We start from the raw sequence: 20,890 nt of genomic DNA, 5'->3' as shown, positions 1-20,890 counted from the left end.
CCTTCTTATAAAGGGTCTTTTCTAATATTTTGTTGCTATCTTTATACTTTAGAAAGAAAAGTCCCATTATCTAAAAGGTAACCATATGTTTTTAAAAAAAGGATTGTAATAAAAGGCTGTTGATTTTCGTTCCAGGCGCTTCGCTTTCCTCGGGGCGTGCGGTGAGCCTCCTCGTCGCTGCGCTCCTGCGGGGTCTCACCTGTCCCGCTGCATCCCGAAGGAGTCTGCGCGCCTTCCACTACAATCAACAGGATCTAAATTCAAAATCAATCCCCTTCTCCCTAAATAAGTAAAAGCGCCCTCCAAATGGGCGCTTCGTTATTTAGTGATAGCCGTTTGAACCGTTAGCTGACCCTGATGTTTTTTGCTTAGGGTTGCTCTTATTGCCTTTTTGTTTTGTGCCGCCATCTTTTTTCGTTTTCTTTGTCATCCTAAAATCCCCCCTGATAAAAATGAGGTCCATGCCTCGCTTTTATCTTCCGCAAAAAGCGAAACGTTTACCGCGGAAATTTAAGGATATCATCCTGGTATCAGCAGCCTTCTTTCTTTTCGCTGTAATACGCGTTAATCTCTCCGCCAATGATGATGATATAAGCGGAGAGATACAGCCAGAGCATCAGGACGATGATCGCACCGATACTGCCGTACGTGGCCGTGTAGGAGGCGATATTGCTGACATAGTATGAAAAGCCGAGTGACACAAGCACCCAGCCGGCAGTCGCAAAGACGGACCCAGGCAGGCCGCTTATGCAGCTCAGCCTTTTATTGGGAGCAATCCAGTACAGGCCCAGAAAAACGATAAAAATAATCAGGATACTGATCAGCCAGCGAATGGTGTTCCAGACATAAATGAATTCTTCTCGCAGGCCGAAATTCGCAAACAGCCAGCTGCCAATTTCTTTTCCAAACACCGGCAGGATCAAAGCAACAAGGAATACAAAAATCATCGCCAGCGTCAGAAGGACCGCCATCAATCTGCTGACGATGAAGGATCGGGTTTCCTTCACTCTGTAAGCACGGTTGAAAGCTCTTACGATTGCATTAATGCCATTGGAGGCTGTCCAGATGGTCGCAATCAAACCGAATGACAGCAGCTTGCCGTCCTTTTCCATAATGTCCCTGAGGCTGCTCCTGATCAGGTCCATCGTATCCCCAGGGGCATAATCATCAAAAAACGCAAGGATATCCATTTCCGTAATTGGCAAATACGGGACAAGCGTCACGAGGAAAATCAATAACGGAAATAATGAAAGCAGCAGAAAATAGGCAAGCTGGGCTGCAAGTGCCGGTACATCATCCTCCTGTATCCTGTGCCACATATGCCTGAAAAATGATAAATCTACCATGGATTCACCTCAACTTCTGCTATCCTTGCCAGGCTTGTTTATAATTCATTCTCATCTATATGATGCTGCTTATGGTCAGATGCAGCAATCTTTTTAAGTGTTTCCTTCGTCCCTTTTACAAGTTCGGTCACCTGAGGGGGGACATCCCTGATTTCCTCGACCTTTTCTGTGATAAAAGCAACATCCTCTGTTACTTGTTCCACTGTTGAGCGGACTTTATTCGCTGTTTCCTTAATATCATCCAAAAATTCATTTGGATTTTTAACGACATAGGCAACACCACTCGAAACTTTGCTGAAATCCTCTTTGACTGTCTGGCGGGTCGACTTATCCAGCAGACTTGCTGCTCCACCTGCTAAAGCACCAAGAACCATGCCCATCCAAAAACGTTTTCTGCTCATTGATTTTTCCTCCTATGTAAGCTTTAGGGTTTGCATTCCCTTAGCCAATTCTTATCTAACATTTTCCACGATTAGCAGTGGTTCATGCAAGTATTGGGCTGACTTTGATGAAAAAAACCATGCTTTTTTCCACTTAAATCAAAAAAGTGCAGCCTGGCAAAGTCACACCTTATATTGGCGAAATCTGAGTTTTTCTGGCGACCTGGAAAAAACCTGATATAGATATCGCTTGACTCGGACCAATTATCAGAATATTCTTGTTAGAGAACTTTTTCGACATCATTTTTATTTTGAGGGGGACCAACATGACATTTGAAGAATGGATTGGCAAAATCAGCGGCTGGGTATGGGGACCCCCGCTGCTCGTACTGCTGGTTGGTACAGGAATTTATTTAACGCTAAGGATCGGATTTCTCCAAATGAGGCTGCTTCCTTACTCACTGAAGCTTGCGTTCTCAAAGAATCAGGACAAGCGGTCCGAAGGAGATATTTCTCATTTCCAGGCTTTAATGACGGCTCTGGCCGCCACTGTCGGAACCGGTAATATCGCCGGTGTTGCTACCGCTGTGTTTACCGGCGGACCCGGTGCAGTGTTCTGGATGTGGGTGACGGCATTTTTCGGAATGGCCACTAAATATGCTGAGGCTGTTCTGGCAGTCAAATATCGTGTGGAAGATGCTGACGGCGAAATGTCAGGCGGTCCGATGTATTATCTCGAAAGAGGCCTGGGGCAAAAATGGCTGGGTGTTCTCTTCGCGCTATTCGGAGCGATCGCTGCCTTTGGGATTGGCAATCTGGTTCAATCGAACTCTGTCGCAAGTGTTGTTAATTCTACTTTTTCTGTCCCGCCATGGGTTACAGGACTCGTATTGACTATTTTCACCGCTCTCGCCATCCTCGGTGGTATTAAGAGCATTGGTAAAGTAACGGCATTATTTGTTCCGGTCATGGCATTGTTTTACCTAATTGCAGGGCTTGTTGTAATGGTAATGAACTTTGATCTAGTGCCTGCAGCCGTATCATTGATTTTCACAGATGCTTTTACAGGTGAAGCTGTTGCCGGCGGTGCTCTGGGTACGGTCATCCGGATGGGTGTTGCGCGAGGCGTTTTTTCCAATGAAGCAGGGCTTGGTTCGGCACCAATCGCTGCCGCAGCTGCAAAAACAGACCTTCCTGGACGACAGGCATTAGTATCAATGACTCAGGTGTTCATTGATACGCTCGTCATTTGCTCGATTACAGGCATCACGATTGTCATGGGCGGATTATATACAGGAGATGTCACGGCAGCAGACCTGACCTCGGCAACCTTTGAAAAATTCCTCGGGTCTTCAGGCTCGGTTATCGTTGCAATCGGATTGCTGTTTTTCGCTTCTTCGACCATTATCGGCTGGTCGTATTACGGTGAAAAATGCTTTTCGTACCTGTTCAGCAAAAAAGTCATCATCTACTATCGCATTGCCTTTGTCATCGCTGTTTTCATCGGAGCGATTTCCCAGCTCCAGATTGTATGGGGCGTTGCCGATATCATGAACGGACTGATGGCCTTCCCTAACTTGATCGGACTGCTCGGCCTATCCGGTGTAGTCGTGGTTGAAACAAGGAATATCCTGAATGCGATCAAGGAAGAGAAAAAGGAAGCAAAAACACTGAGTGCATAATTAGGTTTTCTGCTCCCATATTCAATCCGGCGTGCCAGCAGACGCCGGATTTTCAATTGACTTTTTGAAGGGAACATGGAAAGATGATGATACAACCCTTGAAAGGATGAACGGAGTGGACTTAACGAAAAACACACCCGAAAACGTTGATTTCATGATTGAAAAAATCAAAGAAAAGCTCAACGTCATGAACATCGGTGCAATTAAATCTTCACATTTCGACGGAGAAATGTACGAAGAACTGAAAGAAATTTACGAAATGATCATGAGAAAAAACAACTTCAGCCCAAATGAAATGCAGGCAATCGCTGAAGAACTAGGCAATTTGAGAAAGCAATAATAAAAACAGGCGCCTGATATATAGGTGCCTGTTTTTATATATACAGAATTTAACCCTATTTTTAAAGCCCAGTTGATTGGAATGGAAGGCGCGCAGACTCCTCCGAAAATGCTATCGCATTTCCATCGTGCGTGGGCAGGTTCGAGGAAGCCTATTCAAAGTCCTGCGGGCGCAGCTGGACAGATGAGACCCCGCAGGAGCAAAGGGACGAGGAGGCTCAGCGCCAGCCCCGCGGAAAGCGAAGCGCCTGGAATGGAAATAACAGCCCCATTTCTATTCAACTTATATAAACAAACAAGATACAACCACAATTTTCGAATCTTTTTTGGATTAAATATAGGTACCTAAAAGGTGCTTGTTTTTTCATCCAGAAGAAATTTGTCAAAACTTTTATGTTTCCACTATGCATATATTGTTATAAGATAGGTTTATTACTTTAAGGGGGTGAAGGACGATGTTCAAGCAAAAAGCTTCCGCCCTTAGTCTGCTGCTGCTCTTTACTTTTTTCCTTATCCACGGATTTGTGCCAGCTGACAGCCTGAAAGCATTCGATGTGAAGGCTAAAGCGGTCATCCTTTTGGATCAGGCACCAGAAGACGCTGCGGCACCGGATCTTCTTGATAAGAAGTTCTTCACTATTATCTCTGTACTCGCGATATCCCTCTTTTTGCAGCTTTGTTCCGGCAGCTATAGTCTTTCGAAGAACTACAAGGCAATCAGCCATTTCCTCATAGCGGTGTTTTATCAATCCAATTACGTGATCAAGCCTCTGAGATTTTAAGTTAAATCTAAAATCGAGGAGGAATGAATATGTGGTTTCGATTCCTGATGATTGGGTTCTTTTCCCTGACTGCAACTAGCTTTATGCTGTACCAGGGTGTGGAGTTTTATCATGCGTTTATCGATTTTTTCAAGCAAAGTAAATAGTCATGAAAAAGAGACGGCTGCCCGTGACAGGGACCGTCTCTTTTTTATCAGGCCGCTTCAGCCCAGCCCTCACCCATGATCTCCGCAAAGAAGAGGAGGAATTCTTTAAAGAATGGATGCTTGATTTTATCTGCGGCGTTCGCGAGCATCGGTTCGATGACCGGTCTGAAATATTTACTGAGCATTTCAGCCTCAATTTCTTCAAGCTGCTGGAGATAGTCATTTTCGCCTTCAAGCTCCGCTTTGATTTCCGCTTGTAAAACAGAACTGATAAAGGCAGTCATGCTGCCTAAATGGTCAGGCAGCCGATCTTGTTCAAGCGGAAAATAAAAAGCGGTTTTCTCATATAAACCGATAAGGCATAGCAGATCATGCCGGCGCGTTTCCTCATCTTCATCATTTTTCGTGTATGAGGAGAAATATGGGGAGACAAAATGGTCTCCCGGTATGAAAAAGTGGTTGTCATGCCAGAGCTCCACTTCTTCCCGCTGATACGATGAATGAAATGGAAGCTCCTCCCGCATTCCCTCAGGGATTTCGTCCATGAATTCTTCATACCGGTCCCATTCCCCCAGCCAGATGCTTGTCATGATATTCGCGATTGCGAGTTTTCCATATCGTTCTTCCATCTTAGTCTCCACCTTTATTGTTGGCTCTGTTATACAAAGCTGTTGATTTTTGTTCCAGGCGCTTCGCTTTCCTCGGGGCGTGCGGTGAGCCTCCTCGTCGCTTTGCTCCTGCGGGGTCTCACCTGCCCGCTCATCCCGAAGGAGTCTGCGCGCCTGGAACGAAGAGAAACAGGATTATAATTCAACATTGGTATATAGCACAGCCTTATTTTTAAAAAATTCTTCGGAGCTGGCCCCGATGCTTTATGCTTTTTCCACATCCACATAGACGTCCTGCTGTGCCGGACCGCCAATCAGCAAGTCTGCGAGATAGCCTTCAAAGTAGCTGCCATCGCGGTCTGACAGGGCGTTGACAGAGAATCCGCGTCCGCGCGGTTTTGCGTAGCCTGATTCCTCATGGAGCGGTTTATTGAATTCATAGCCTGTATGGCCGTATTTTCCGGCAGGCTCGATGATTTTGCCGTCAATTTTGACTGCCTTCGAACCATAGGCCTCATGACCGAAGCTGAAGTTCGCGCCGACGACGCCAGGTTTGATGCCCGGGGTTACCAGCGCCCGGCCCTTCACCTTGGCATTATTGGATGAAATCACAATTTCATCATCCGTTTTGATGCCCTTCTTCCTGGCATCAACCGGGTTGATCCACAGATAGTTTTCAGGCTTGATTTCACGGAGCCATGCATTGCCTTCGGTACGGTGTGTAGCCATGTTCCGTGATTTCCAGTTGATGAACTGGAGCGGCTTGTTTGGCTGGTAAACTTCACCGTCGTAAGTCTTGATTTCTTCTGCAACCGGAACGCCTTCAAAGAACTTGCCGGTGTATGCACTCTTAAAGCCTGCTGCTTTATCATCGTAAAAATAAACCTGTTTTGCCCACTGATACTTAAGCTTGTTGCCGACATATTCGTCGCCTGCAGCCTCAAAGCGGCCGCCGCGGTTCAATACATATACGACCTTTTTCCATTCTTCCGGTTTGACGGCATTTTTCAGCTTCTGGATGTCGAAATATTTGCCCAGCGCCTTCTGCCTTGCTTTTTCAAAAATCGCAAGTTCTTCTGCATTCGCATCCTTGACTGGTTTCTTGCCGTCATAGGCGATATTGGCAATCCGTTTTACATAGTAATCTTCCGGTGTGTTTAATGCTGTACCATCTGCAAAAGCCTTATCGCCTACACCTGGAAGGCCCATTCCTTTCAATAGATCGATGTACACCTGTTCCGTTGGGCGCGCATCAGGCACCACTCTTGTCACCGGCTGGATAACGCCCGCAAACTTATGCTTCAGGATCGGGAAGATATCCTCCGCATTCCAGCTTTCAAGATAGGCAAGGTCCGGTAAAATGAAGTCAGCGTACCTGGAGGTCTCTCCTATCATTGTGTCAGATGAAACCACCAATTCAACGACCTTAGGGTCCCGGATGAACTTTGCCTGCATATCCGATCTCGGGCCAGCCATGACAGGCGAAGTCCGGTTGATCAGTAGCGCCCTGATTTTATATGGATAACCCTCAGCCGAGCTTGGAAGGACGTCCTGGATGAGCTTGTTTCCTAGTGGGTACCACGGACGCTTCGCTGGATAGCCATCCTTCTCGAACAGGGATGTTTTTTCATAAGGAACCTTATGCCTTGTTACCGGGATGCCCCATGCCTTGTTGGCATTTGGAACCGAAGCAAGGTCATAGCGTCCTTCAGTTGCTTTGAACTTCGCACCGAGTACAGTGTCGCCGCCCTTCCAGTCATGGTTTCCGACAAGATGGTTCAGCATGTTGATGGCGCGGACGCTGTAATAGCCATTTGTATGCATAGCCGGTCCACGGTAGGCATGGATGCCGACCTTTTTGCCATGTGATGTGAACTCACGGGCAATCTGGATGATTTGTTCAGCCGGAACATCTGCCTGCCTGGCGTATTCCTCGATTGATTTTTCCATTACTTTTTCTTTGAAAATCCTGAATACGGATTTCACTTTTATTCCATTGATGGTTGTATCGACATCAAGATCGCCGCTCCTTGCTTTCGTATGCGGCACTGGTCTGCCATTTTCAATGACAACGAATTCCTCGCCGCCAATTCCGAGATCCTGAGCCTTGACGAATGGACGCTTCTTCTCTCCCATGTTGATAAGGAAGGATGCATCACTCCAGGTAGTTTCGCCGTCTTCATTCGCGGCCTCCTGGTTCGGGTTGCGAAGGTAAATATCATCATAACGGTTGTTTTCAATGATCCAGCGGCACATCGCCAAAGCAAGCGCTCCGTCCCCGCCTGGTTTTACCGGAACCCAGACATGCGCCTTCTCTGCAGTTTTGCTGAAGCGCGGATCAATGACGACCATTTTCATGCCGCGCTCGATTGCGTTGGTGATTTGCGGCGCGAATGTGGTCGGCCCGCGGTTCGCCACCATCGGGTTTGTTCCCCAGACGATGACCATTTCGGCGTTGTCGTAATCCGGAATCATCCGCTTCTTAGGCTTTTCGGCTTCATGCGAACGGGCATTGCCCATTACGCTGGTGATTCCGCAATAGCCTCCATGGTCGTAAAAGTTTGCCGTACCAAGGCTGCCGACCGCAAGACGCTCGATGAATTCACGCCGGTGTCCTGCCATGACGGCAATCTGGTTCGCTTTTGGACCTAGATCAGGATGGTTTGTATCGATAAGGACATCCTTATATTTTCTCTCGAACGCAGCTTTCGTCATTTCGCCAGCCTTCAGCTTATCCCAGTCGGCCATGACACCTTCTTCGGGAACGTACTTCCACATTTCTTTTAACCCAGGAGTGCCGAGGTCCTTGCTGCCTTCGAGGATTTCCTTGTACGCTTCATCCCAGCTGACCGTTTTCCAGACACCGCTGCCGCGCTCTCCGACACGCTTCAATGGCTTCTGGATCCTGAAAGCATCATAGTTGGTCTGGATGCCGGCCTGCCCTTTCAGGCAGGTGCGTCCCCCGCGGAGGCCGCGTCCCATTTTAGCGACATCTCCAGTCCCTTTAACCGCCTGGGCAACCGGCGTATCATAATTGATATGGCCGATTTGCACCATATTGATTGGGCTGTACTGGTTCCCCGCGATTTTGCGGACGATGGATGAATATGCCCCAGCCGCAGCTCCAGCTGTAATGTAAGTCTTGATTGTACAAGTTGCGTTGCATTGCTGGCATGATGTGAAGATGACGTTTTCTGCTGTATAATCCTGATAATCTGTGCCTGTTCCGTGTGGTGTATCAACCCAGACATTCCCCATTACCTGCTTGATCGGGCCAACGAATGCCGGCCCTACAAATGCGACTGCACCAAGCGTTCCAAGCGCTTTTAAAAAGCCGCGCCGTTTCATTGGTTTATTTTCCATTATGGCTCACCTCGTCAGAAGTTTCTTCGATTGGCAGCAGCAGCTCGCCAAATGAATAGATTAATAGTCCCATCGCGACGACACCGACACTGACCATCCATTCCTTGATTGTCGGTGCATAATTTCCCCACGGCAGCTCGTGGAACACTGGCACCACAAGCGGAGGCACAACAATGTTGAAGCGGACGCCGATGATTCCGATGACGATCAGGACAGCAGCTGCCAAAAGCGCGTTGATGTTTTGGCTCGTTTTTTTCCAGAAAACAATCGTGATCGGCACGACTGCTCCAAGGAACATTTGCACAATCCAGAACGACCATGCCTTTTCGCTCGCCATCATCGTTGCCAGTGAATCAAGGTGTTCTGCCTCAAGGCCGTACCAGCCAATCAAATATTCATAGAATTGTAGACCAAGGTCGATGATCAGGAAGCCGACCATCAATTTAGCCAACGAAACGACCATTTCTTGGTTGATTGGCTGTTTCTGCACTTTTTTCTTAATGATGTACATCGCTAAAAGCAAGGCGGTTCCCGATACCATTGCCGACACGACGAAGATGATTGGGAACAGCGCTGTATTCCATGCTGGGCGTGCTTTTACCACTGCAAAAATCGTTCCGGTACCGCCGTGTACACCGAGGATTGCCAGCGGGATCCCGATTGTGCCGAGGATTTTCATCCACATATGGTCACGCTTCTTGGTAGCAGCATTGATGGTTGCGTTCTTGAACGTGATGAATCGTGCGATGAATCCTTTTAATGTATTCGTCTTTGCCGCGCGGACAAGGTCCTCCCTCATCGCGATATACAGTTCAGCTGTCAGCAGTCCGATGTAGACTAGGTAAAAGTGGACTTCCCAGGCGAGCGGCGAAGTGACGTTCCAGTAAATGACTGCGTTCAGCAGCCTTTCTGGCCGGCCAAGGTCCATCAGCACGAATGTCAGCGCAACGATCATACAGACGATGGCTGTGAACAGCGCTGCCTTCCCGACTCTCTCGTATTCTTCCATTCCAAAGACATAGATTAAGGTTGAAAGCAGGAATGATCCCGCGCTCAAGCCGACAAAGAAAATATAGAAGGCGATCCAGGCACCCCATGGCGTGATGCTTGATAGATTCGTAGCTGCCAGGCCTGTGAAAAAGCGTTCAATAATAAAGTATCCGCCGATCAGGAATGCTATGGTCAGCGCAGAAATCCAGATTTTAAAAGCTTTTGACACGTTTACGTTTATCTTTGTTTTAGCTGTGCTTTTCTGTTTTAAATCAACAGCAAGATTGGACATTTCCAGTCCCCCCTATCGTAAATAAATGACGTTCGGATGTGTGCCAAGCTCTTCCTTCAGGCGGAATGCTCTTGGGCTTGCGGCCAGTTTGGATACCACACTGTTTGGATCGCTGATGTCGCCGAAGAAGCGGGCGTCGCCGATGCAGGTTTCCACGCATGCTGGCTCTTCGCCCCGCTGCAGGCGGTGGAAGCAGAAGCTGCATTTACGGACCGTGCCAATCGGTGTCTTGCCTTTTTCCCGGTTGCCGCGTTCAACGCCGTACTCTGGGCTTGTTACATCGTTATATCCGGTCATTTCCTGTTCATAGCTTTCACCGAAATCAAATGAGCGTGCGCCGTACGGACAGGCAACAATGCAGTAACGGCAGCCGATGCAGCGGTCGTTGTCGATAGCGACAATTCCGTTCTCCATCTTGTAGGTTGCTCTTGTCGGGCAAACCTGGGCGCATGCCGGCTTGTCACATTGCATGCACGGCCTCGGCAGGTTGACCGCCTTGATATTCGGGAACTCGCCTTCGAGGGATTCCATAACGACATTGTAAGAGATACCAGGCGGTGTGCGATTTTCAGCCTTGCAGCTGACTGTACAAGTATCACAGCCGACACATTTTTTCAGGTCGATGACCATCGCCCACTTCGGCCCGTCCCCTTTCCTGATATCCGGCCCATTTGCGGAAGCGTAGTAGTTACCGAATTCCTGTGTGAGTGAAGAGGAATACACTTTATGGAAGTCCTCGATTTTGAGTTTTCCGCTGATGACCTTCCTGGCGTCGCGCGCCATATTCAGGCCCAGCTGGGTATCATACTGCGATTCATCCAATTCCTTTTTTGCATCTGGGAGCATCTTATCGACGATTTTGTCATAATCCACTTTGGTTTCATTTGAAAATAGACCCATCATCATTCACCTCTTTTTGTGCGTTATAATTCCTTCTTGATTTCCTTCAGGTCTTCTGTGATATCGTCCGTAATATCGCTTGTCAGCTCTCTCGTCGACTTTTTGAATTCCTTCAATGTTTGGCCAAATGCCCTGCCGATTTCCGGAAGCTTTTTCGGTCCGAAGATGATCAGAGCAAGTGTGAGGATTAAAATCAGTCCAGGTACGCCAATATTGGATAGCATAATGCCACATCCTTTTTATTTTTTATTCGCTTATTTATGTTGCAAGTGGCGTGCCAACTTTTTTGGCATGGGAATCTTCAATCGAGGTAATAGCTTGGAATACCTTGCTGGAGTAAGGATGAGGGGATTATTGACACTTTTGTGAACAAGAAAAAGCGGCTGTAACGAGATTGATGCTCGCTAACAGCCGCTTTATTTTGTGACATTTTGTCTTAGGCATGCAATTTTGGCACATGACATTTTGGCATGATTAAATTGAAGTTGCAACTGAATACCGTTTATGTACACTTACTTATTTTTTGTTCTAAGGTATTCTTCAAATGTCACTTTCCCTGTTCTTCTCACCGCATTTGTATTTTTGCCATCCACAAGTGCCTTGTGAAACTTACCCGGTATCGAAAAACTGACCACTTTCTTTGCTTCATGAACATCTTTGATCTTCAGTTCAGCCATTTCTCTCAGAGTCATAATTTCAGGCCCGCCAAAGTCCTCCCCCCTTCCCTGGGGACCTTTATCAATCAAGCCAATTAAATGGTCCGCAAAATCAGCCGTATCTACGGTTTGGAATTTCATGTTTCCAGGAACAAAGTATCTTTTTAATAGACTCTTAGATAAAAATAAATCATCAACAAAGCTGTGGAACTGAGTCGCCCGTACAATCGAATAAGGAACATTGCTTTGCTGCAGCAATTCTTCTGCCTCGACTTTATGCCGGTAATATTTAAATGGTATTTCATTTATGCCGACAATTGATGGATAGATGAAATGCTTGATATTTTCCAGCTTATCCAGAAACCGTTTCAATCCATCAACATCAATCAGCTTTGAGTTTTTCACCGGGCTTGTCGCAGCATGAATAACTACATCTGCACCTTTTACCGCATCTTCCAGACCTTCTCCAGACAACAAATCGCTGTAGACCCATTCGTATTGCGCCTCAGCTTCAGGTTTCCTTCTTGACGTTAATTTGACATGATAATCGGTTTCTCTCAATCTATCGATCAAAGCCGTTCCAAGCTGACCCGTTGATCCTGTTATCAATACATTCACATCGATCGCTCCTTTCTGCACTGTATTAAATATTCCAAAATCACTATGATTATTCACGGCTCAATATCCAAATAATAACAGAATTTATACTGAACCGATTCTATAATTATCCAAAATAAAAAAGGAAGCAAATAAATGCTTCCCCATGACTATTCCCTCAGCCCAAATTGATCAATCTTCCGGTACAGATTGCGGACACTGATTCCAAGCACATCAGCAGCCTTAGTTTTGTTCCAGTTCATCTGCTTTAATGCGTTTTCGATGTGCACTTTCTCGACTTCTTCCAGCGAGCAAAGCGTGGCAGCACTGGGCTGAGCTGCTGCTCCAGCTCTGGCATTTGGCAAAAGCAGGTCCTCTGCTTCGATCAAGCTTCCTTTCGATAACAGCACACCGCGTTCGATCAGGTGGCTCAGCTCCCTTACATTGCCGGGGAAATCGTATTGTTCGAACGCAGCCAGTGCTTCAGGAGACAGCTGTTTCGTCGGTGCCTTTGTTTTCCCAATAAAATGCTCAATCAGCACTGGCAAATCCGCCTTCCGCTCACGCAATGGCGGGATTGTCAGCTTGACGACATTCAGCCGGTAATACAGATCTTCACGGAAGCGGCCTTCGGAAACCTCTTTCTCCATATCACGATTCGTTGCGGCCACCACACGGACTTTAACATGGCGCTCGCGAACATCGCCGACCCGCCGGAATTCGCCTGTTTCCAGGAAGCGGAGCAATTTTACCTGAAGAGCCAAAGGCATTTCGCCCAATTCATCCAGAAACAGTGTGCCTCCTTTAGCTGCTTCCACCAGTCCCTTTTTATCCTGGCTGGCACCTGTAAAAGCACCGCGTACGTGCCCGAATAACTCGCTTTCCAGAAGCTGCTCGGGCAGTGCACCTGAATTCACCGGGACGAATGGTTCTTCGGAACGGCTGCTCCAGTAATGGAGAGCCTTCGCGAACAGCTCCTTCCCTGTCCCGCTCTCACCTTGTATCAGTACAGGAACATCGCTGTCGGCAATCCTCCTTGTCATCTCCAGCACTTCTTTAAAATTGCCACTTTCTCCAATAATGTTGAACTCATTGTGCTTGGCGATGATTTTCTTCATGCTGTCATTCTTTTCTTTCAGACTCTTATTCTCTGCGGCTTTCGCGATAGTCAGCTCCAGCTCTGAAAGATTGTAAGGCTTGGTGATGTAATCGAAGGCGCCGACCTTCATCGCTTCGATTGCGGTATCGATTGTGCCATGCCCTGTTAAAATCAGAATTTCCGTGTCGGGCTGGGTTTTCTTTGTTTCTTTTAACAGCTGGATTCCATCCATGCCTGGCAGCCTGATATCATATACACCGATGTCATAGTCATTTTTCCCCACAAGCTCAAGGGCATCTTCGGCGTTCCCGGCACTGTCTACCTGGAAGCCTTTCCGCTTCAGGCGCCTGACCAAAAGCTCAAGCAAATCCTGTTCATCATCAACGACTAGCAGCCTTGTTGCTGACATCGTCCTTCACCTCCATGAATTTCTGTGCCGGCAGCTGGATTTCGACTGTTGTGCCTGCCCCCGGCTTGCTGTCAATCTGGATCGTCCCGCCGAACTGCTGAATAATGCCATAGCAGACAGACAGCCCAAGACCCGTTCCTTTGCCAATCGGCTTTGTCGTGAAAAACGGATCAAACAGCTTATCCATCGCTTCTTGCGGAATGCCGTGGCCATTGTCCGTAACTTTGATTGACAGGCTAGCCTCATTTCTGTTTGCCAAAACCAGCAGCCTGCCATTGCTCTCCATCGCATCAACGGCATTATTAATCAGGTTCACCAGCACCTGCATCAGCTTCAGGCCGTCACCCTTAATGATTGGCAAGGAATCCTCGATGGCAAGCTCTATCTGGACCCGCTGCTTCTTCAGCTGGTGTTCAACAAGGCTGATGCTGTTTTCAATGATTTCTTTTACATTGATATGGTCATCTGTCCAATCGTTCTTCCGTGAAAAATTAAGCAGATTACTCGTAATCCGTTTACAGCGCTCTGTATTTTCTTTAATCTTTTTCAAATAATAGGACATTTCGGATTCATCCAGTTCCTCGTCAGCTGCCTGGATCCGGTCGATCAAATCCTCGGCGTACACATTGATGGTCGCAAGCGGGTTATTGACTTCATGTGCAAAGCTTGAGGCCATGATGCCAAGCGCGCTCAGCTTATCCGTCTGGATCATTGTCTCCTCAAGCTGCTTCTGTTCGGTGATATCCTCAAGGACAACGAGGAATTCTCCCTCTTCCTCGATTGCATGGTTGAGCGGAAAGACCCTATGCCTGAAAATCCGCTCCCCGCTTGGGCCATCCTTGAACTTCATCACTTCGTCCGCGATTTTATCCAGATCGGGACAGGTAATGGGACAGTTCAGGCATGGAGTGCTCTCGCCGCCAATTACGGCATAGCACGGAAGCGTCAAGCGCTCATCCTTGAGCCAGCCTTTCAAGATTGGATTCATCCAGGTAATGCGATACTCCTTTGTGACAAGCGCAAGTCCGGCACCAATTCCGTTCACGACGACGCTCAGCCGTTCTTTTTCCTGCTCAAGCTGCCGTGATTTCTCCAGCAGCTCTTTGCTCATATCATTGAACGAATCGGCCAGCTTGCCAAGTTCATCACTCCTTTTCATATGGAGCGGGCGGATATTGCGGCCCTGCTTAAGACGGTTCATTTCCCGGTCAATCATTTCGATCGGCCTGGTAAAATAAAGCCCCGCCCAGACGCTGATCAAACTTACGGTGAGAATCAGCAGGGCAACCGCTCCGATTCCGTTTTGCAGCATCTTGTAAATCGGAGCAAACGCCGTCATTTTCGGCTGCTCCATCACGAGCACCCAATCCAAATCCTTCAGAGTGGCCGTGACGCCAATATTATCGCCTTCGCCGGCAGCACCCTGTTTATGCCACAGCTTGCTATAATCCTGATGGGCAATGACCCGGTCCCTTTCATCCACTAAATAGATGTATGAGGAATGATCCTGGCGCATCGACGAAATTTTGCCAATCATCTTTTGCAGCTGGATCACGACGCCAACCGCTTTTTTTGAATCATTTTCATAAAAAGGAACCGCCAGCTTCATGATTGGCTGACCGTACTGGTTGAACTCCACCTCTCCATAAACCTTCTCATCTGTCTGGAGGCGGAACCACATTTTGTCGGGGAACCACCGCTCGTGCCCGCCCGGCAGATTCAGTTCATAGCGGGACACTCTTTGCTCCACAAAGCCCTTATCATCTGCTATGATGACTTCTTCAATTGATTCGCTTTGCTGCAGGAGCTCATACATCGCGCTGTTTTTTGAATCACCCTGCTTCATGGACACTAGAGCCTGGATCTGCTGGAATGTCTGATGGAAATCGAATTCAATTTCCCGCGACAGGTTTTCGAGCATTAAATTTTGTTTTTCGAGTATCCTGTTTTCAAGGTCCGATTTTACAAAGGAAAAATAATAAATGCTGATGAGCAGAAGCGGAATGGTCGACATCGCCACGCCAAACACAAGCACCTTATTCCTGATCGTTTGTGAATGCAAAAAGTTCATCAGGGATTTCATCGCTTGCTCCCACCCTGCACTTCAGGATAAATCAGCTCAGCTATCGAAAGCAGCCCTTGATTATAACGGACCCCAAGTGAATCCTTTGTCTGCTGGTTGATGACGAATCGAATGCCATCCGGAAGCTCCACTGGCAAATCGCCCGGCTTGTTGCCCTGAAGAATGAGGCTGACGAAGCGTGACGCCTGGTACCCCTGCTCATGGAAGCTAGCACCATAGCTTGCCAGCAGCCCTTTTTCCGCTTCAAAATCATACAGTCCCATCGACGGGACCTTTTTTTCTTCCGTAAGCATTACAATCTGGTTGGTCAGAGATTCAATCCTGAAGCTTGGCAGCACCAGGATGCCTTCATTCTTCCTGATATTTTTCCACAGCGAATCCATGCATTCTTTAGAGCTTGCATCACAGGGGACGATCGGAACTCCTAATGTATTAGCCGCCGCCCTCGTTTCCTTCAGGCTCAGTTTGCTGACCTCTATTTTGCTGTCATAGATGACATGGACCTTTACAATTGCTGGAACCAGCGAGGTCAGCATCTCAAGGCGTTTGCCGGAAATGCTGGCATGGTAATTGTTGATCCCTGTAAAAAGGCCGCCCGGAGACTTGTAATCCTGGATCAGTCCGAGTTCCTTCGGCGCAGCCAGTCCTGCGAAAACAACCGGAATTTCTTTCTTTTGCTGTTCCATTTTATCTTTTAAGGCGACGGTTTCTATTCCGCCCAGCGTAACGATTAAGTCAGGGCCGGAAGCAAGCAGCTTCTCAATTTCCTTGTCTAGTCTCGACTCATCATCCTTCGCATTCAGCACTGTATAATGAAGTTCATTTTTGCCGAAACCCAATTCCTCGAGACCGGCCTGTAAGCCCGCGAACTTTTCAAATCGATTATCGCCAATCATCAGGATTCCAATTTCGGCAGGATCTTCCTCCTGTACACCAATCCAGGCATACAGCGCCGCCGAAACAGCAATCGTCGTAAGGAAAAAGAAATACCATTTCGTTTTCATGCAAGCCGCACCCCAATCTTCTCTTCATCTCCACTATAACGGAAAAAGCAATGTAGACAGCTTGCAAAAAAGGATAATTTTATGAACGTATTCATTCCCAAAAAGGAGAAAGGCGCACTTTAATCGAATATTATCTCAGGTGAGGTGAAAGTGTATGGAATCTGCAATATTTGTATTAGATGTCCAGAAGGATTTTACAGACCTTGAAGCGAGGTTCCCTGCCGCAAAAAATCAAGTGAAACCCATGATTGAAACAATCAATAAGATTCTTAGCAATATTAATTAGGGACATATGCATGTGGTCTACATTGGAAATGAATTTGAGAGGCACCAATTTATATCAAATTGGTTTCGGAAAAATGCTGCTTTAAAAGGAAGTGCTGGTGCACAATTAACTGGACAGCTTATGGTCGTGGGCAATACTTACTTTGCTAAAAATAAAGGCGATGCATTCTCAAATCCATCCTTAGCGGACTATATTCAGGAAAACCATATAAATAATATTATTATTGCAGGATTGTTTGCTGAAGGCTGTGTAACTGCAACGGCAAAAGGAGCTATAAAAAGAGGCCTTACAGTTTATGTGATAGAGGACGCAGTTGCGGGTGCAAATGACCAGAAAAGGGATAAAGCGATTAGAAATCTCTCTTTGTTGGGTGCTAATCTTATAAAATCAAAAGACCTTATTGGATTAGGTGATAAACAACCAAATATTCGAAAATAAATTATATAAAAAAGAGGTTCGGAATTCCCGAACCTCTTTTTATCGAAAAACTGAGATCCCCGAAATGTGAGCAGGGGGCCAGAGCCTTAGTTATCTTTACGCTCCACAGCATGTCCGCCGAATTCGTTTCTTAGTGCGGCAACGACCTTGCCTGTGAATGTGTCGTCTTCCAGTGAGCGGTAGCGCATCATCAGGGACAATGCAATGACTGGTGCTGCAGTTTGCAGGTCAAGTGCTGTTTCGACTGTCCATTTTCCTTCGCCTGATGAATGCATCACACCTTTGATGCTTTCAAGCTTAGGCTCTTTGGAGAATGCATTTTCCATCAGTTCCATCAGCCAGCTGCGGATAACGGATCCATGGTTCCAAACGCGTGATACTTCTTTGTAGTCATAATCGAATGGGCTTTTCTCAAGAATTTCAAAGCCTTCAGCGATTGCCTGCATCATGCCGTACTCGATGCCGTTGTGGACCATCTTCAGGAAGTGGCCGCTTCCCACCTTGCCAGTGTACAGGTAGCCATTTTCAATCGAGATGTCCTTGAAGATTTGCTCAACATGAGCGAACACTTCCGCGTCGCCGCCAATCATTGTACATGCACCGTTACGAGCACCTTCCATCCCTCCACTTGTTCCGACATCCATGAACTGGATGCCTGAAGCAGACAGCTTTTCTGCACGGCGCAGTGTATCCTTGTAGTTTGAGTTTCCGCCATCGATCAGGATGTCTCCCTCTTCTAAATGAGGAATGAAGTTCTCGATTACCTGGTCGATCAGTTCGCCAGCAGGGATCATCAGCCAAATCACGCGTGGCTTTGGCAGCATTTCTGTCATTGCTTTATAGTCAGCGGCAATTTGCGCGCCTTTTGCTTCGATATTCTTCATTGCTTCCTGGTTGATATCATTCGCCACAACCTCATGGCCGTTTTCCATTAAGTTCAGTACAAGATTAAAGCCCATTTTTCCAAGGCCAACCATTCCTAGTTTCACGTAGATGCACTCCTTTTTCGTTATATCCTGATGGTATCAAATTATTTTTCATATGTACATTAAAAAATGAAAATTATTTTCACGAAACATCTCTAATATCTCTTAAACGAAATCGCTTCCCTGATTTTTTGCAGATTGCCAAGAGTCTCCTCCTGCTTCCTTACAGAGACAGCAACATGCAGGACATCAATCAGGCTCAGCTGCACAAGCCTGGAGGCCAGCGCCTCCGAACGGAAATAAGTTTCTCTTGATGTCGTATATAAAACATGGTCCGCTTCCCTGGTGAGAGGCGATTTATAGTGATTGGTAATCGCGATGGTTGCTGCTCCATTAGCTTTTGCAATCCTGAGTGCTTCTATGACATCTTTGTTGCTGCCGCTGTGAGAAATCCCGATGGCTGCCTGTCCCGGACCAAGCAATGCTGCAGAAATGATTTGCTGATGGCCGTCGCTGTGGGCATGACAGTTGATGCCTGTCCGCAAAAACTTGTGGTAGGCGTCAAGCGCGATGGCTGATGAACCGCCCGAGCCGTAAAAATCAATCCTATTGGCCTTGCTCAGGATGTCGACGATTTCCTCCAAAACCTTTGCGTCCAGCAGGTTCAATGTATCCTTGATCGCCTCGATATGGCCGGTGAAAACTTTTTCGGCAAGTGTCAGGACTTGATCCTCTTCCTTGATTTCTTCGTGGATATTCTTGATTGGCTCGACAACTTCACTGGCGAGGGCAATTTTAAAAGCTTGATAGCCCCGGAAACCCAGCCGTTTGCAAAACCGGAAGATAGTCGCTTCGGCGACGGAGCTGTTTTCAGAGAACTCGGTGATCGAAAGATGAATGATTTCCTGAGGATTTTTCAGGACGTAATCTGCGACCGCTTTTTCCCTGGAGGACAATGATGAGTAGATTGCTTTTATTTTTACAATGACATTCTGCGTATTCATTTCATTAGCCATGCGTCCGCCTCCTTTTTGTCGTCTTTATTTTAGGCTCTTTTCTAAAACTTTGTTGCTATTCTATATATTTTTGAAATCTCCTTCTATATGGTTTTAAAGGAGGATTTGCAATAACAGGCTGTTGATTTCCGTTCCAGGCGCTTCGCTTTCCTCGGGGCGGGCGGTGAGCCTCCTCGTCGCTTCGCTTCTGCGGGGTAAAATGGCCCTTCTTCTCAGGCCATTTCTACCTAGGTCTCACCTGTCCCGCTTCATCCCGAAGGAGTCTTCGCGCCTGGAACGAAGAGAAACAGGATCTCAATTCAACATTGGTGAAGGCAACAATCTTTGCGAAAACATCCTTATTTTAACAAATAATTTTCCGGACTATCTATCTTGGATGAAATTTTTTTTCACATGAGCTAAAAAATAGAGCCAAACCGGAGTTGGCTCTGCTTAATCTTCTTGCTGTGTCAAAATGATTGGACCTTCCTTGGTAATTGCGATGGTGTGTTCATATTGGGCAGAAAGCTTTCCGTCCACTGTCCTTGCTGTCCAGCCGTTATTGTCCATCTTCGTCTTCCATTCACCGACATTAACCATTGGCTCGATCGTGAACACCATTCCTTCTTTCAGGCGGGGCCCTTTTCCTGGCAAGCCATAGTGCGGAATATCCGGCTTTTCGTGGATGACAGAGCCAATTCCATGCCCGATGAATTCGCGGACGACAGAAAAACCTTCTTCTTCCACATAAGATTGGATCGCATGGCCGATATCACCAACGCGATTGCCTGGCACAGAAGCAGCAATTCCCCGGTACAGCGCTTCCTTCGTCACATCAAGCAGCTTTTGAGCCTCATCGCTCACCTCACCGACTGCATAGCTCCAGGCCGAATCCGCAAGCGCACCGTTAAGGTTCACGACCATATCGATTGTGACGATATCGCCATTTTGCAGCCCTTCTTTCCGTGGGAAGCCATGGCAAACCTCATCGTTGATACTGGCGCAAGTAGCGTATTTATAATCACGATACCCCTTCTGCTCCGGAGTGGCACCATGCTTTTTCAGATAATCATCAACAAACTGGTCAATTTCCATGGTTGTCACGCCCGGCTGGATCAATGAACGAAGCTCTTTATGAACGGAAGCAAGCAACTTGCCGGCCGCCTTCATATTTTCGATTTCCCGTGCTGATTTTAAAACAATCATTCCGTCAACTCCCTGTTCCATACAGACTGATACCTTATTCTATATTATCTTATATGGGATGTTTCGCAAAATGTTCTTTTTTTATCTCGGGTGAGGTTTTTTCTTTGTTGTGCTTGTTTTATTAGGAATGCTTTTATCCAGAAAAAAACCCTTCTGCCTTCGCAAAAGGGTCTTTCCTATATGCTTTTAAAATCTCTTCAAAATGGTTTTTTAAAGAAGGCTTTGCAATAAAAGGCTGTTGATTTCCGTTCCAGGCGCTTCGCTTTCCTCTGAAAAATTTTGAAAAAGCCCAATTGCCGGCTTTTTCAAGAGCGAATTTTTCTTGGGGCGTGCGGTGAGCCTCCTCGTCGCTTTGCTCCTGCG

General features: G+C 47.0%; 19 protein-coding genes and 1 pseudogene. 5 read left to right on the top strand and 15 right to left on the bottom strand.

Annotated features, from left to right (window positions below; genetic code table 11):
• Positions 1-530: 530 nt before the first annotated feature.
• Together AC3EBE_RS06540 and AC3EBE_RS06535 are read right to left on the bottom strand one after the other, a co-directional pair.
• Positions 531-1,346, bottom strand: coding sequence for a YihY/virulence factor BrkB family protein (locus AC3EBE_RS06540; RefSeq protein WP_488594214.1), 816 nt, complete (start codon positions 1,344-1,346; stop codon positions 531-533).
• Positions 1,347-1,384: 38 nt separating this feature from the next.
• Positions 1,385-1,747: a YtxH domain-containing protein gene (locus tag AC3EBE_RS06535; protein ID WP_488594213.1), complete on the bottom strand. Its 363-nt coding sequence runs from the start codon at positions 1,745-1,747 to the stop codon at positions 1,385-1,387.
• 305 nt (positions 1,748-2,052) lie between these two features.
• On the opposite strand from AC3EBE_RS06535, the gene AC3EBE_RS06530 reads away from it, so the two are divergent.
• The 3 genes from AC3EBE_RS06530 to AC3EBE_RS06520 all read left to right on the top strand — a co-directional run bounded on the left by AC3EBE_RS06530 (position 2,053) and on the right by AC3EBE_RS06520 (position 4,529).
• Positions 2,053-3,408 carry an alanine/glycine:cation symporter family protein gene (locus tag AC3EBE_RS06530; RefSeq protein ID WP_488594212.1) on the top strand — a complete coding sequence of 452 codons (1,356 nt, stop codon included), beginning with the start codon at positions 2,053-2,055 and terminating at the stop codon, positions 3,406-3,408.
• 106 nt (positions 3,409-3,514) lie between these two features.
• Entirely contained in the window at positions 3,515-3,748 is a 234-nt protein-coding gene (locus AC3EBE_RS06525) for a DUF1128 domain-containing protein (RefSeq protein WP_488594246.1), read from the top strand.
• Between the two features lie 454 nt (positions 3,749-4,202).
• Positions 4,203-4,529: a hypothetical protein gene (locus tag AC3EBE_RS06520; protein WP_488594211.1), complete on the top strand. Its 327-nt coding sequence runs from the start codon at positions 4,203-4,205 to the stop codon at positions 4,527-4,529.
• Between the two features lie 193 nt (positions 4,530-4,722).
• Here AC3EBE_RS06520 and AC3EBE_RS06515 read toward each other — a convergent pair whose 3' ends face one another.
• The 9 genes from AC3EBE_RS06515 to AC3EBE_RS06475 all read right to left on the bottom strand — a co-directional run bounded on the left by AC3EBE_RS06515 (position 4,723) and on the right by AC3EBE_RS06475 (position 16,676).
• Positions 4,723-5,304 carry a molecular chaperone TorD family protein gene (locus AC3EBE_RS06515; protein WP_488594210.1) on the bottom strand — a complete coding sequence of 194 codons (582 nt, stop codon included), beginning with the start codon at positions 5,302-5,304 and terminating at the stop codon, positions 4,723-4,725.
• Between the two features lie 243 nt (positions 5,305-5,547).
• Positions 5,548-8,646, bottom strand: a complete 3,099-nt coding sequence (locus AC3EBE_RS06510) for a molybdopterin-dependent oxidoreductase (RefSeq protein WP_488594209.1) — start codon at positions 8,644-8,646, stop codon at positions 5,548-5,550.
• Complete coding sequence (gene nrfD, locus AC3EBE_RS06505; protein WP_488594208.1) at positions 8,636-9,928, bottom strand: NrfD/PsrC family molybdoenzyme membrane anchor subunit; 1,293 nt, start codon at positions 9,926-9,928, stop codon at positions 8,636-8,638. The genes AC3EBE_RS06510 and nrfD overlap by 11 nt, the downstream gene beginning before the upstream one ends.
• A gap of 12 nt (positions 9,929-9,940) precedes the next feature.
• The gene (locus AC3EBE_RS06500) at positions 9,941-10,834 is read right to left on the bottom strand and encodes a 4Fe-4S dicluster domain-containing protein (RefSeq protein WP_488594207.1); all 894 of its coding nucleotides are present in this window, start codon (positions 10,832-10,834) and stop codon (positions 9,941-9,943) included.
• Positions 10,835-10,851: 17 nt separating this feature from the next.
• Complete coding sequence (gene tatA, locus AC3EBE_RS06495; RefSeq protein WP_488594206.1) at positions 10,852-11,052, bottom strand: twin-arginine translocase TatA/TatE family subunit; 201 nt, start codon at positions 11,050-11,052, stop codon at positions 10,852-10,854.
• Positions 11,053-11,340: 288 nt separating this feature from the next.
• Positions 11,341-12,102 (bottom strand): SDR family oxidoreductase, encoded by a 762-nt coding sequence (locus AC3EBE_RS06490; protein ID WP_488594205.1) that lies wholly within the window; start codon positions 12,100-12,102, stop codon positions 11,341-11,343.
• A gap of 149 nt (positions 12,103-12,251) precedes the next feature.
• On the bottom strand, positions 12,252-13,589 hold the full coding sequence (locus AC3EBE_RS06485; RefSeq protein ID WP_488594204.1) for a sigma-54-dependent transcriptional regulator: 1,338 nt from the start codon (positions 13,587-13,589) through the stop codon (positions 12,252-12,254).
• Positions 13,561-15,672 (bottom strand): ATP-binding protein, encoded by a 2,112-nt coding sequence (locus AC3EBE_RS06480; RefSeq protein ID WP_488594203.1) that lies wholly within the window; start codon positions 15,670-15,672, stop codon positions 13,561-13,563. Before AC3EBE_RS06480 ends, AC3EBE_RS06485 begins: the two co-directional genes overlap by 29 nt.
• A complete protein-coding gene (locus AC3EBE_RS06475) occupies positions 15,669-16,676 on the bottom strand; it encodes an ABC transporter substrate-binding protein (protein ID WP_488594202.1) in 1,008 nt (335 codons plus the stop codon). The genes AC3EBE_RS06480 and AC3EBE_RS06475 overlap by 4 nt, the downstream gene beginning before the upstream one ends.
• 154 nt (positions 16,677-16,830) lie before the next feature.
• Here AC3EBE_RS06475 and AC3EBE_RS06470 point away from each other — a divergent pair, with 154 nt between their 5' ends.
• Together AC3EBE_RS06470 and AC3EBE_RS06465 are read left to right on the top strand one after the other, a co-directional pair.
• Positions 16,831-16,962: a hypothetical protein gene (locus AC3EBE_RS06470; RefSeq protein ID WP_488594201.1), complete on the top strand. Its 132-nt coding sequence runs from the start codon at positions 16,831-16,833 to the stop codon at positions 16,960-16,962.
• A gap of 12 nt (positions 16,963-16,974) precedes the next feature.
• The gene (locus AC3EBE_RS06465) at positions 16,975-17,400 is read left to right on the top strand and encodes a cysteine hydrolase family protein (RefSeq protein ID WP_488594200.1); all 426 of its coding nucleotides are present in this window, start codon (positions 16,975-16,977) and stop codon (positions 17,398-17,400) included.
• An 86-nt stretch (positions 17,401-17,486) separates the two neighbouring features.
• Here AC3EBE_RS06465 and gnd read toward each other — a convergent pair whose 3' ends face one another.
• From gnd to AC3EBE_RS06445, 4 genes and pseudogenes are all read right to left on the bottom strand, one after another.
• Positions 17,487-18,389 carry a phosphogluconate dehydrogenase (NAD(+)-dependent, decarboxylating) gene (gene gnd / locus AC3EBE_RS06460; RefSeq protein WP_488594199.1) on the bottom strand — a complete coding sequence of 301 codons (903 nt, stop codon included), beginning with the start codon at positions 18,387-18,389 and terminating at the stop codon, positions 17,487-17,489.
• A 92-nt stretch (positions 18,390-18,481) separates the two neighbouring features.
• A complete protein-coding gene (locus AC3EBE_RS06455; protein WP_488594198.1) occupies positions 18,482-19,342 on the bottom strand; it encodes a MurR/RpiR family transcriptional regulator in 861 nt (286 codons plus the stop codon).
• Positions 19,343-19,774: 432 nt separating this feature from the next.
• Positions 19,775-20,527 (bottom strand): type I methionyl aminopeptidase, encoded by a 753-nt coding sequence (gene map, locus AC3EBE_RS06450; protein ID WP_488594197.1) that lies wholly within the window; start codon positions 20,525-20,527, stop codon positions 19,775-19,777.
• A gap of 133 nt (positions 20,528-20,660) precedes the next feature.
• A pseudogene (locus AC3EBE_RS06445) lies at positions 20,661-20,890 on the bottom strand (hypothetical protein); the annotation flags it as partial.

It is taken from the genome of Mesobacillus sp. (genome assembly GCF_057785455.1).
Note: the sequence above shows the minus strand (reverse complement) of the source record. Positions and strands in the feature narration are given on the sequence as shown.